The organism is uncultured Duncaniella sp., from assembly GCF_910578445.1.
Classification (GTDB): Bacteria; Bacteroidota; Bacteroidia; order Bacteroidales; family Muribaculaceae; genus Duncaniella.
Window position 1 is genome coordinate 1 of sequence record NZ_CAJTQC010000035.1, and the last position, 13,402, is coordinate 13,402.

General features: G+C 47.7%; 10 protein-coding genes. 2 read left to right on the top strand and 8 right to left on the bottom strand.

What is annotated here, in order from left to right; genetic code table 11:
• Window positions 1–188: 188 nt before the first annotated feature.
• A complete protein-coding gene (gene yidC, locus QZ311_RS11270; RefSeq protein WP_297067997.1) occupies window positions 189–2,276 on the bottom strand; it encodes a membrane protein insertase YidC in 2,088 nt (695 codons plus the stop codon).
• 46 nt (window positions 2,277–2,322) lie between these two features.
• The gene (locus tag QZ311_RS11275) at window positions 2,323–3,942 is read right to left on the bottom strand and encodes a CTP synthase (protein ID WP_297068000.1); all 1,620 of its coding nucleotides are present in this window, start codon (window positions 3,940–3,942) and stop codon (window positions 2,323–2,325) included.
• Between the two features lie 129 nt (window positions 3,943–4,071).
• On the opposite strand from QZ311_RS11275, the gene QZ311_RS11280 reads away from it, so the two are divergent.
• Together QZ311_RS11280 and ribF are read left to right on the top strand one after the other, a co-directional pair.
• A complete protein-coding gene (locus tag QZ311_RS11280) occupies window positions 4,072–4,692 on the top strand; it encodes an HAD family phosphatase (protein WP_297068003.1) in 621 nt (206 codons plus the stop codon).
• A 77-nt stretch (window positions 4,693–4,769) separates the two neighbouring features.
• On the top strand, window positions 4,770–5,696 hold the full coding sequence (gene ribF, locus QZ311_RS11285) for a riboflavin biosynthesis protein RibF (protein WP_297068006.1): 927 nt from the start codon (window positions 4,770–4,772) through the stop codon (window positions 5,694–5,696).
• An 84-nt stretch (window positions 5,697–5,780) separates the two neighbouring features.
• Here the strand turns inward: ribF and QZ311_RS11290 are convergent, their stop codons facing one another.
• The 6 genes from QZ311_RS11290 to QZ311_RS11315 form a co-directional block, all read right to left on the bottom strand.
• Complete coding sequence (locus QZ311_RS11290) at window positions 5,781–8,687, bottom strand: outer membrane beta-barrel protein (RefSeq protein ID WP_297068009.1); 2,907 nt, start codon at window positions 8,685–8,687, stop codon at window positions 5,781–5,783.
• A 324-nt stretch (window positions 8,688–9,011) separates the two neighbouring features.
• On the bottom strand, window positions 9,012–9,815 hold the full coding sequence (locus QZ311_RS11295) for a metal ABC transporter permease (RefSeq protein WP_297068012.1): 804 nt from the start codon (window positions 9,813–9,815) through the stop codon (window positions 9,012–9,014).
• 7 nt (window positions 9,816–9,822) lie between these two features.
• Window positions 9,823–10,230: a phospholipase gene (locus tag QZ311_RS11300; protein ID WP_297068014.1), complete on the bottom strand. Its 408-nt coding sequence runs from the start codon at window positions 10,228–10,230 to the stop codon at window positions 9,823–9,825.
• Between the two features lie 20 nt (window positions 10,231–10,250).
• Window positions 10,251–11,549 carry a 3-phosphoshikimate 1-carboxyvinyltransferase gene (locus QZ311_RS11305; protein WP_363323607.1) on the bottom strand — a complete coding sequence of 433 codons (1,299 nt, stop codon included), beginning with the start codon at window positions 11,547–11,549 and terminating at the stop codon, window positions 10,251–10,253.
• A gap of 17 nt (window positions 11,550–11,566) precedes the next feature.
• Window positions 11,567–12,139 (bottom strand): hypothetical protein, encoded by a 573-nt coding sequence (locus QZ311_RS11310; RefSeq protein WP_297068020.1) that lies wholly within the window; start codon window positions 12,137–12,139, stop codon window positions 11,567–11,569.
• Window positions 12,140–12,152: 13 nt separating this feature from the next.
• Complete coding sequence (locus tag QZ311_RS11315) at window positions 12,153–13,217, bottom strand: lysylphosphatidylglycerol synthase transmembrane domain-containing protein (protein ID WP_297068023.1); 1,065 nt, start codon at window positions 13,215–13,217, stop codon at window positions 12,153–12,155.
• Window positions 13,218–13,402: the final 185 nt, after the last annotated feature.

The following is a 13,402-nucleotide window of genomic DNA, read 5'->3' on the forward strand; positions in this document are numbered from 1 at the left end:
GTTCGTGTCGGACAATCAATTGACGTTGTTCTGATTTCTTATATCGAACTCACGTGATTTTACAATATATTACACTCAAATCACGTCAGATATACCCATGTGACTTACAGATAAAACAACATCAAGGTCCGAATCCCGCACGATTGGATGCGTAATCCGGACCTTGATGTTGATATGATGACGAATTATTATCTGCGACCCTGACGCTTCTGCTGCTCGCGAAGCATCTGCTGCTGCTTGCGCTGTGCTTCTTCAAGACGAGCCATGAAACCTGACTTCTTCTTAGGCTTTCTGGCAGCTTCAGCCATTTTGGCACGCATCTTATCTTCTGACACGACCTTACGGAAGATGTAGGTCTGAACGATGGTGATGAGCAATGAGAGGAAATAGTAGTAGCTCAAGCCTGCCGCATAATTGTTAAATATGAACAGGAACATTACCGGCATGAGATACATCATCCACTTCATACCCGGCATTCCAGCCGAATTCTGTGTCTGCATTGTCACACGGGTATATATGATATTGGTGACAGTCATCAGAAGACAGAAGAGGCTGATGTGGTTGCCGAAGGTGCTTGATATGAACGGGATGTTGCCAGTCCACGATATGATCGCATCAGGAGCTGAAAGGTCTTTCGCCCACAGGAAGGATTCACCGCGAAGCTCGATTGCCGACGGGAAGAACCAGAACATGGCCACAAGGATAGGCATCTGCAACAGCATTGGCAGACAGCCTGAAAGCGGGTTGGCTCCGGCGCGTGAATAGAGTGCCATAGTTTCCTGCTGGCGCTTCATCGCATTCTCATTGCCGGGATACTTGTCGTTGATAGCCTTTATCTCAGGCGCAAGCAGACGCATGCGAGCCTGCGACATCATGCTCTTGTAGGTGAAGGGGAAAAGTATCAGCTTGATGAAAATTGTGAGCAGAAGGATGATAATACCATAGTTCGAGATGAACGAGCCGAGGAGCGTGAACACAGGGATTATGACAAGGGTGTTAATCCAGCGGAACAGCGGCCATCCGAGAGGGATGAGCTTGGTGAGGTGCATATTCTCTTCGGGGAAAATATCCTTTTCAAGAGAACTCATTACCGGATAGGAATTCGGACCGAGATACATGACGAACGAGGCGGGATTGGCTGCCGATGCTGAATATTCAACCGACATGTCAGCCTGCATTTCCTTGATAAAGTCAGGATTGTCCTTCAGCTCAACGCTTGAAAGAGTTCCTCCGTTGAAATTCGTACGTGCCATGAGCACGGCGGAGAAGAACTGATTCTTGCAGCTGATCCATTTGAGGCGCTGATTGATTTCCTCCTTGTCATCGCCACTTTCGCTGAGGTTATCGACATCTCCGTCAATAAACATATAGTACAATGCCGAATTACGTTCCTCAAACACACGTCCGGCCTCGTTGCGGCGCATCTTCTGATGCCATGTAAAGTCCATCGAAGCAACAGATGAAGGGATGATAGACTCCATTCCCTGCTGCACGATGTCAATATCAACGAGATAGCTGTCTTCAGGAAGGGTATATTTGATTCCCCAGACAGCTCCGTCGCCGAGGTCGAGTTTCATCAACACTGACGAGTCGCTCAACTGGACAGGTGTAAAGTAGAATTCACTTGTCTCAAAGCGCTGTGTCGCAGATGTGAGAGTGAAGCTATACCTGTCAGTCTGCGGAGAAAGCAGCTTCACTTTTGTAGAATCGTAACTGTCATAATCCTTAAGGGTAGCACACGAAATCACGCCTCCCTTATTTGAAAGTTCAAGGCTCAAAAGCTTGTTTTCGAGCTTGACAGTCATGCTGTCGCCTGAAATATGGCGCGCAAATCCACGGTAGCGGGCAACTGTCGCGAGCGCGTTACGGAGATTTTTGGTTGCGGGGATACCTACTGTCACAGGAAGTGAGGAGGAATTGCCTATAATGTCGGCAACCGGGACAACACGTCCGTCGGCATCGACAGTGCCCTGAAGGTCACCATCGGCACTGAGGCGGAGATCCACTTTATCAACACGCAGTGTAGAGACACCTGTAAGCGAATCAGTCACGCCGAGTTCACGGACAGTGCTCTTGATTGTAGCTATTTCAGCCGGAGTTATTGAATCGAATTTCAATGCACCGCTATCGGTAGCCTTTGCTGCCTCCTGTGCCTGCATCTGCTCACGCTCTATGCGCTGGCGTTCAAGCTCTTCGGCCGACGGGCGGTTGATGTAGGTGAAACCAAAGATGATTAGGCCCATCAATAGGAGCCCGATGATTGAGTTTCTGTCCATGAGTCGGTTTTACGGGGTAGAAAATTGTGGTTTTATTTCTTCGTTATTATTTATTTTCGCATTCTTCTTTGTAGGCTATGGCAGCCTTGATGAAATCCATGAATAGGGGAGAAGGAGAAAGGACTGTCGAGGAGTATTCAGGATGATACTGAGTGCCGATGAACCATCTGTGGTCGGGAATCTCAACAACCTCAACGAGATGAGTGGCAGGATTCTCACCGACACACTTCATGCCTGCGGCCTCAAAGCGCGCACGGTAGTCGTTGTTGAATTCGAAACGATGACGGTGACGCTCCTTCACATGAGTGCTGCCATATGCTTCGGCGGCACGCGAGCCGGGCAGAAGTTCACAGTCATACGCTCCGAGACGCATCGTGCCACCCATATTGGAGATGGATTTCTGCTCTTCCATGAGGTCGATGACATTGTCGGGAGTATGAGGCTGCATCTCTGTAGAATTGGCCTGTGAAAGCCCGAGGACATCACGGGCAAACTCGATAACCATACATTGCATGCCCAGACATATTCCGAATGTAGGTACATCGTTCTCGCGACACCACTTAAGAGCGACAAACTTGCCCTCAATGCCTCTCTGACCGAATCCGGGAGCTATGATGACTCCGTCAAGGTCGCGCAGCTGTGAGTCCACATTGTCAGGGGTAACACGCTCGGAGTGTATATACACGAGATCAAGCTGTCGGTCCATGTAGGTGGCACATTGAAACAGTGCTTCAGATATTGACTTATAGGCATCCTGAAGCTCAACGTATTTACCGACGAGACCGATACGCACCTTCTTCTCGGCTGTACGCATCTTTGTCAGGAATTCTTTCCACGGAGCCATATCCGGCTGTCCCTGCGGATTCATATCAAGCTTGCGCATCACGATTTCGTCAAGATGCTGCTCGTGCATAAGGACAGGCACATCATAGATACTTCTGGCATCCACACTCTGGATGACAGCGTCGGGAGCGACGTTACAGAACTGTGCGATTTTCTTTCGCATGGCCTGCGGTATGTCGTGTTCCGTACGCAAAACAAGCACATCAGGCTGGATTCCAAGCTGCTGAAGCTGCTTTACGGAATGCTGCGTCGGCTTTGTCTTTAGCTCTTTGGCAGCAGCGATATAGGGGACATATGTAAGATGTACGCAAATACAGTTGTCTTCAAGTTCCCAGCGCAACTGGCGCACTGCCTCAAGGAATGGAAGTGACTCTATGTCACCGACAACGCCACCGATTTCAGTAATGACGAAATCAAAGTTCCCTGTCTTTCCGAGAGCCATTACATTACGCTTGATCTCATCGGTGATATGAGGGATGATCTGGACTGTCTTGCCGAGATAATCTCCCCGGCGCTCCTTTTCGATTACGCTCTTATATATCCGGCCTGTAGTAACATTATTGGCTCTTGTGGTCTGGATATTCGTAAAACGTTCGTAATGACCGAGATCAAGATCCGCCTCATGTCCGTCAACTGTCACGTAGCATTCGCCATGCTCATATGGATTGAGAGTTCCGGGGTCGATGTTGATATAGGGGTCAAATTTCTGTATGGTGACCCTGAAACCGCGTGCCTTTAAAAGACATGCCAACGAAGAAGAGATGATTCCCTTGCCGAGTGACGACACTACGCCACCTGTGACAAAAATGTACTTAGTTTCCACGTTTTATGATGTGATAGAAATACTTCAATTACGTGTCGGTGATAATTAAAGCGCAAATTTACAAAAAAATCGGGGATATTTTCTTAAATTTGCCTTCACTTAACAGAATTTATTGACATATAAGGCAAAATGATAAAAAATCTGCTTTTCGACCTCGGAGGTGTCATCATGGACCTCGACCGCGACCGCTGTGTGAGAGCCTTCGAGCGGCTTGGAATGAAAGATGCCGACGATTTTCTCGGCGTATATGGCCAGAAGGGTGCTTTTCTCGCCCTTGAATCAGGAAAAATCGATGCCGATGAATTTCACCGGCAAGTCCGCCCGATGATCGACAGGGCAGAGGTAAGCGACGATGAAATAGACAGCGCCTTCAATGAATTTCTCGTGGGCATACCCGTCGAACGTCTTGAAGCGCTACGCGCTCTGCGCAAGGATTATAAAATATATCTGCTGTCGAACACAAACCCGATAATGATCAACAGCCGCATCGCTGAAGAATTCCGAAAGGAAAGCCTTGAAATGGCCGACTATTTCGACGGAATATTCACATCATATGAAGCCGGATGCTGCAAACCCGGTAAAGAAATTTTCGATTACACCGAGCGGGAAGGCCAAATTAAGCCTGAGGAAACACTCTTTTTCGATGATTCACAGGCTAATGTAGATGCTGCACGCTCCTATGGGTTCAATGCCGTACTCGTAAGGCCGGGCGACGAATTCAAAAATCTTCTCGATGAGTTTTTGAATTGACAACAGAACACCTCGATAGCCAAAGGCGTTAATCAAACAGCGACCCTCAAACAGACCTCTCCATCAATCAAGCAATCATGAGAATCATAACCAAAAGCGACACTTCGCGCCGGCGGATAGCAGCCGTAGGAATGTATGACGGAGTCCATGCGGGACACAAATTTCTGATTGACTATCTGCGTCTCGAAGCGGATAGCCGAAAACTGACGCCTGCTGTCATCACTTTCTCCCGACACCCGCTGTCAGTGGTCAGGCCTCTTGAGACACCCGGACTGCTGACATCGCTTGAGGACCGTCTGCTACGTCTCGGAAATGCCGGTGTCGAGGACATTATAATCCTCACCTTCAATGACCGGCTGCGTTATAAAAGCGCCCGCGAATTTCTGAATACCCTCCACAAGTCATATGGTATCGACACGCTCGTGTTAGGATTCAATAACCGCTTCGGACACGACCGTCCGAAGACGCTTGAAGAATATCGTGAAATCGGTAAGGAAGTAGGGGTAGAGGTAATTCCCGCTCCGGAATACAGAGGCTCTGCTTTTCCGGTAAGTTCCTCAGTCATACGCCATCATCTCCTTACAGGCAATCCCGAAAAAGCGGCTGAGGCCCTCGGCTACCCCTACGGACTGCGTGGCATTGTGACCTCCGGACAGAAGCTCGGACGCACCCTCGGATTTCCGACAGCCAATCTGAATGTCACTGATAAAAGTATCCTTATCCCAAAGCCCGGGGCATATGCGGCCTATGTCATCACTCCTGACGGAAAGCGTCGTCAGGCGATGGTCAACATCGGTTTCCGGCCTACTGTATCTGACATTGAGGGACAAGGCGAAATATCCATTGAAGCACATATCTTTGACTATACGGGCTATCTTTATGACGAGGAGGTGACTGTTGAATTCATAAGCTTCCTGCGTCCGGAAAAACGGTTTTCGTCAACCGAAAAACTCCGTGAACAGCTTGAACGTGACACTCAGAACGCCAAAAAAGCACTCTCATAGAGATATTATCACACATATATAAAAACAATCAGGAGTCGCGTAAATCTGATTTCCGCGACTCCTGATTGTTTCTATATGTCAGTATTATCGTTTCTTAGGTTGCTTACTAAGCCTGTATTGGACAGAAAAGAGGACATAGCGCGGAAGTGCATTCGTATAAGAGACTGTGCGTCCCTGAGCATTCACGGCATAATTGACGTTGGAGAGCTGATGGAGCATATCGAAACCATCGACCATAAACACCCAGCGTCCACCCTTGGGAGTGTAGGTCATGCGGACGTTCCAGATAGCATCGGTCGTGTCAAGCTCGCGGACACCGTAGCCATCGCGGGTATAGAACATGAAATCGGTATTGATGCCGAAACCGCCGGGAAGGACAAACTGGCCGATGATGCCGTAGTTGTAGTGGTTGGCATTGATGGTTGCGAAATCCTCGCGCGATGAAGTAGTGTGGCGGTTGGTATATTTTCCGCCAAACTCCAGATTCTGCTTCCCGATCTGCCATCCGAACTTAATCCCCTGATTGAAAGTCACGGTCTTTACCTTCGATTTCACAGGGTCTTCGAGATTTACACCGATCATGTCGGCAGAGTTGATGATACGTCCGTCGGTCGAGGTGCTCAGCATGAATTCCTGCTTTGCGCCGAACTGGAGATTGAAATTGTTGGTTGCCGAGAGTGAATTATTGCCGTCGACGTTATACGTGCGGTTACGGCGCACACCTGTCGATGTGTCGTAAGTATAGCCTCTCACAAGAGCACGTGAGGTGAGTTCATAGCCAAGACGCAATGTGTTGTTGACCGGTGTGTCGTGAGCCTTGTAGCTCCATGTCAGTGTCTGATTGTGGACATAGGCATTTTTCAGGTCAGGATTTCCGAGCGAAATGTTGAGCGGATCGGAATCATTGACAATGTCAACCATGTGGACAAGATCTGGAGTCTTTGTGTCGAGCCTGTATTCATAGACAAACTGATTGCGGTATGACTCTCTCCGCCCCTTACCCGGTTTCTTACCCATCTGGAAATCAATCCTTGCCGAATAACGTCCCAACGCATAAAGCATTGAAGTTCTGCTGACCAGATATGAACGGCTCGCGCGCCAGTAATCGAAATGCTGATGCAATAGAGAAATTGTCGGTCTCACTGAAATTAGCAGAGCATTTTGGTTCATATCCCTAAAAAATGTAAGGTCAGGACATAAATCGTGCTTATTTTCAATCAGTCGGGAAGTATAACTGTTATTGGGGTCAAAAGAGTCGAGATAAGCTCCCGGCAGAGTTCCGTAGACTCCCATATCGGTCAATTGGTCAAGGGCATACATGTATGAGTCACGGTCACGGTTCAGGAATCGGTAGCTGTAGTTAAGGCCAAGATTCAATTTCCACACGAATGTCCTGTAGCCTACTGTAGCGTCAAACGTAAGAGTCTGATTAGGCGAATTGTCGAAATACTGACGGCGAGTGACGGCCGGGGTAGGGTCAGCACCATAGTTTATATTATAGTCGCGCCAGCGATCTTCCTTCTCATCCTTGTATTTAACACCCAATTCTAAATACAGACGGTCATTTGTACGCGGAATTTTATATTCGAATGCCGGATACACCTGCACCTCGCCTTCATGCCTGCTCCCATCGCTCCGGGTTATGGAACGGTTAATCACAGCGTCGAGTCTTTCGGGAGAGCCGTCGCTATAGAGCGCTTCAAGCGCTGCATAGGTGATGCCGGCCTGCTCTTTGTCAAACGTAGCCGAGATTGACGATGAACTGTTGTCGCGCTTTATATATCTCCCAAGTAACATTCCACCATAAAACCAATTTTCGCTGTATTGGTTATAGTAGTTTCTGGTTTCAAGTTTCAGCTGACTGTTTTTACTGCGGCTGAATGAATTGTCAAACGTATTGCCTCCGCTTAGGAAGTTGGTGCGCGCGAGGGTAGTGCGGTTGTTTGTCGAATTTTCCTCTACGTTGACATATCCGTTGAAACTACGGGTCTGCTCCAGATTCTCATAGTTATAGTTAAAAGCCCCCATCTTATATTCCCGTGTGCCCGAAGGCATCATATCAGGAGTCCATGTATCACTCTTACCGGGCTTACGGTTATCATTGAGGTTGTTGATGTTACCTATGAGCGTGAGTTTCGTGGTGGGTGTGAACCACGAAGCAAACAAGCGTCCCATATACCGGTTTTCTGTTCCATAACCACCCTGAGCATTAAGCAATAGACCTATGTTGTATTCCTTTTTAAGCTTTACATCCATTGTCAGATGCTTTTCGGCGTTAGGCTCGTTACGCCATTTTTCAAGTTTCGTCTGCCCTTCGTAGACCTCGATGTTCTTGACGGTGTATGCGCCGATGTTTTCAAGCATCAGCTGATTGTTGCCATCGAGAAACTCCTTGCCGTTGAGCAGAAGCGACTCTACATACTGACCGTTGACCTTAATCTGGCCATTGTCATTGAGTTCCACACCCGGCAGCTGGGCTATCAGTGCGTCGAGCATCGAACCTTCGGCGAGCAGAAAGGCATCGGCATTGAAAACCAAAGTGTCACCCTTATTGTAGAATTTAATTTTGGAGGCAGTTACCGTCACTTCACCAAGCTTCTGTGGCTCGCGTTTGAGGTAAATCGGCGGTACGGCACGGTAACTCTCTCTTTTCCCGATTTTTTCCACACGATAGCTAATGGTTTCAGTAATATAGCCGGGACAAACGACGTCAAAAACATAAGTCGAATCCACACGAGGGACAGGAAATACAAAATAAGCCATCGGGACTACTTCATCACCGGTGAATCTTGAACCCTTGTCAGCCTTAATGGAATCCTTTATGTTTCCTGAGGAGTCATACAACAACACATAGGAATTTATGAGATCTGCCTTGGTTATGGCATCTCTCACCCGACCTGAAATGGAGAGCTCATCGTCTTTCGCCGAGAGTGACACAGTCACTGATGAAAAAAGCAACACGAGCAAAAGACTCTTAATCAACTGTTTCATGGAATTAGAGTAATATAAATAGACTAAACGTGATCAAAATAGACTAAATAACACATAGTATTATACAGCACTTTTAGTTTGCAAATATAACAGATAGGTTATATATATCCAAATTAATTCTTAAAATTATAAATCAAATGATAAAACTTCATTTTAAATGCACTAATAAATAATGTTATATATCTTTTTTATTTACAGACATATATAAAAAAAACACAGAGCCATCGAGAATCCGACAACTCTGTGACATGATTATTAAGAGGATTGCAAAATAGTTTTTATTTCTTATAAAAACAACTCACATCCCAAAAAGTTAGCAGATAGTCAATGGAATTTCAGCAGTGAATAAACGCGCGTCACGACATAAACTACGGTCATTATCAGGACTATGAGAGCCGAACACGGCACATCGATAACCGTTCCAAGCAACAAACCGGCTACACAGCAGACAACCGATACGAGAACCGAAAGAAGCATCATTGATTTAAATCTATGACAGAAAGTTTCGGAAATCATCTGGGGAAGAGCAAGCATCGACATGAGAAGCATCACTCCGACAAGGCGTATTGTCAGGACAATGCACACGGCCACAGCCACAGTCATGGCAGTAGTGATGAAAGTTACAGGCAAATGACGCACCCGGGCAAAATCCGGGTCAAAAGCGCATATGACAATCTTTCGGAAAAAACAAGCGAAGAAAATAAGCAGCAGAGCGGTATAAATACCAAACGACCACAAATCACCGCTTGTTATGGTCAGCACATTACCAAAAAGAAAGGCATTAAGCTCAGGCACATAACCGGGTGTCATAAATATGAACAACGTACCCAAGGCCATACCAAGGGCCCAGACGACTGCAATGGCAGAATCCTCTCTGACTCTATGGCTCTTAGACATCCACTGTACACCCAACGATGAGGCTACGGCAAACACTCCGGCCATGAGCACTGGATTACAGCCAAGAAAATATCCCAGCCCGAGTCCTCCGAAACAGGCATGTGTCACACCTCCTGAAATCGAGACGAGACGTCGCGTAACTATATATGTGCCTATAACAGCCGATGCCACACTCAGCAACAGAATACCGACAAGGGCATTACGAAAAAAGTCATAGCCGAATATTTCCACTTATCAATCAAGCTTTTAAATTATTATTCCTCCTTACAGCATCGTCCACCATCATCAGCCACTCGTCGCGTAAGGACGTCGGAAGAGCCACATTGCGCTGTGTGAGCGACACTCCCCACGGATAGATATCATCCGGCAGCAATGTATAGAGCACTTCACGAAATTCCTCCTCCTCATCCTCGGAATACCCGTCGGGTTGACGGCCTGCGAAACGGTCAAGTTCCTCATCATCATAATAAACCGGTTTACCGTCAGCCGAAAGACCTTTCTCACACACGGCATGAAGCCCGCAACACTCCTCCTCAGCGACCGAAGGTTCGGCTGCGGCTTCACCATCCTTATCGGGACGGTGTGTGAGATACAGTATCAGGCCCGTGACAACAGTCACGGCAAGTATAATCAGAGCGCCTGTCATTGGGATAAAGCTGATTTGGGTTATTCTTCCACCGGGTCAGGAAGCGGTGCGTCACCGTCAAGAAGCGTAAACCCGGCCTCACGAAGCGCATCCCAGAATCCGGGATAGGATTTGGCTACAACCTCGACATCCTTGATGATAATTCCGGGAAGGAATAAAGAAATGGGGGCGAGACACATTGCCATACGGTGGTCTGCATAGGTCTCAAACACTGGTAAAGCGTCAATCGGGCGGCGCTGTCCCTCCCACGACACTACGTCGTTTCCTTCGGGCTGAATGAAGACTCCGATTTTAGCCAGTTCGGTTTTCAGGGCACTGACGCGGTCTGTCTCCTTTATGGCAAGTGTCGAAAGCCCTGTGAAATGAAACGGAATCCCGAGCATGACACAGGTGACGATGACATACTGCGCAAGATCCGGAGTGTCAGAGAAGTCCACACGGAGTCTGGCATCCTGATCAGGCGAAGGGATGAGGTCTGATCCGCCCTCCTCGCCTTCCCACTGCGTATCGACACCGAGTCGGGTGAATATATCGGCAAGCTTGCGGTCGCCCTGACAGGATTCACACGAAAGATTATCTATCGTCACAGCACCCGACGAGATAGCCTCTATCTCATACCATGCAGCAGCCGCGCTCCAGTCTCCTTCAATCTTGAAGTCAAACGGACGGTAGGACTGAGGACGAATTGTGACAACACCGTCAAAAAACTCGCTTTCAACGCCTGCATCTTCCATCATCTTGAGTGTCATCAGGATGTACGGACGCGAAACGGTCTCACCCGCAAAGGTAAGTTTCAGTCCTTCAGTCATTGTAGGAGCAACCATCAGCAATGCTGAGATATATTGCGAGCTTACCGATGAATCGAGGGTCAGCTCGCCACCCTTGAGCCTGCGTCCGCGGATACGAAGGGGAGGGAATCCCTCCTCTCCTGCATAGTCAATGTCCGCGCCAAGAGCACGGAGAGCCTCGACAAGCACCTTTATGGGACGTTGACGCATCCGCTCGCTACCGTCAAGAATCAGGTCTGAGCCTTCCTTGGCAGCAAAATATGCAGTCAGGAAACGCATCGTAGTCCCGGCTGCGCCGATATTGATGACATCGGCGTCAGGCGTAGCCAAAGCTTCGCGCATGGCATCGGTATCGTCACATTCAGCAACATTCTCAAGCCTTGCAGCCCCGGAAGTGAGCGCATTGATTATCAAAGCGCGGTTGCTCATGCTTTTGGAAAGCGGGAGACTGAGTCTGGTTTCTAAAAAACCGTCGGGAGGTAATATTCTATAGTCCAATGGAAAAGTCTTTTTAAATATAATTATATTCAAGCTATCTGTGAACTGTGCTACTGCACAGGGGTAAAGGAGACCAGAATGTTGTTGGAAGCTCCACGCCATGGGAGAGTGCCGTAATAGCGTTTGAACGTCAGTCTGACAGGCGTGCCGCTTCCCTGATATTGCTGTAGGCGACGGGCAAGATTGTCATCAGGAATACTGAAATATACGTCGCGGGAATAAACTCTCTGTGTATCGGCAAGTTGCGACTCGCTCACCATCTCGCCTTCAAACGTATGAAAAACAATGCCTCTCTTCTCGACGAGCGTCACAAAACCGGTCGACTGTGATTCGGTCACGTAAGGTACAAAATATCTTATCCACACCGTCAGCCCTAACGCACAGATGATTATGATGAAAAACCATATCAATATGCGTTTGCCCCTCCGGCGCGGCTTGACTGGCATATCCTCTGTATCCTGACCGTCAGTGTCGCCAAAATCAAATTCCGGAGACTTTGTCCCGGTGTCGGTTGAATTATCCATGACTTTCTGACCGGCGGTATCAGCCATTCCACCGTCACTCACATTGTCTTTTGAAAAGTCGTGCAGGAAATAATCCTTGTCGCTATCGTCAAATTTCATTCCTAATTTTCAATTATTTATGTCGTTTAGATAGTGCAATGCAGCCGAACGTAAGCAAGCCCTGCATAATAAGCACGAGAGTCTGCACCCCCATAAGCATATTTGCAAATGTCAGGGCATATTCACGTGTAAGCCCGGAAATACCGGATGAAAAGAGAGTTATGCCAAACATCATGGCCCACTGATAAGGTCCGATGCCACCGTTTGACGGCACTCCCATCGAAATACTTGTAAACACAAAACATACGGCAAGTGCGGCGATGCCATAACGTGCCATCATCTCGGCCGTCAGCGGAAACGACAGGAAGGCACAATAGAGAGCCGTGATATACGAACCCCAAAGCAAAACCGTGTAGCAGAGCCACAGTCCTTTACCGCGCATCTTTACAATGACGGCAAAACCCTTCCACAATCCTGACCATATCCCCTTGATTCTCTTAATGATTTTCTGTTCGGGATAACGGACAAAAAGCCAGATGCAGACCACAAGAGTCGCGATGAAAGCACCCCAAAGCAAAGGCGAGCCAAGTAGGTCAAGAAGTTTTGACAGCATTCCGCCATCCTGTCCGAGATAGGCTTTAAGCTGTGTGCCGGCAGGGATGAAAGTGAGCAGCAGCAGAATAAAGACTGCCACCGTATCGGCCAGACGGTCAGCTACCATCGACCCGAAGACAGTTGTAAACGGCGCTTTTTCCCTATTGGCTATGTATCCTGTGCGCCACACTTCGCCAAGACGCGGAAAGACAAGATTGACGGAGTAAGTTCCCAATATACTCAATACGAGCTGTCCGAAAGAGGGGCGGATGCCAAGCGCACGGAGCTGTATCTGCCAGCGCGCCGCACGAAACACCTGAGCCATAATCCCGAAAAATATATTGAGTCCTATCCACCTGAAATCGCAATCACGCCGGATGATGTTCCACATCTTAGCCGGATTAATATCTTCGTTATGAAACAGCAGCCAACACAAGCCAACTGAAATAACAAGCGGAACGCCGTATTTCAGCAAGTATGAGCCCAGACGCTTTTTAGCTGTTCCGGAACTCAACAAAGAATTATCATCGGTCTTGCCATCCATCTTTTAAACCAAAGAAATTACGTTGGAATTACAAAATTATTCTTCAACCTACAAATTTACATAAAAATACTTGTTCATGCAAAAATCAGGCCGTTACTTTAAAAACAAATTTTAAACAATAGCTACTTAAGCAAGCAACAATACGTATGGAATCAACGTTAAAAAATTGAAAGGGCCATCAGACT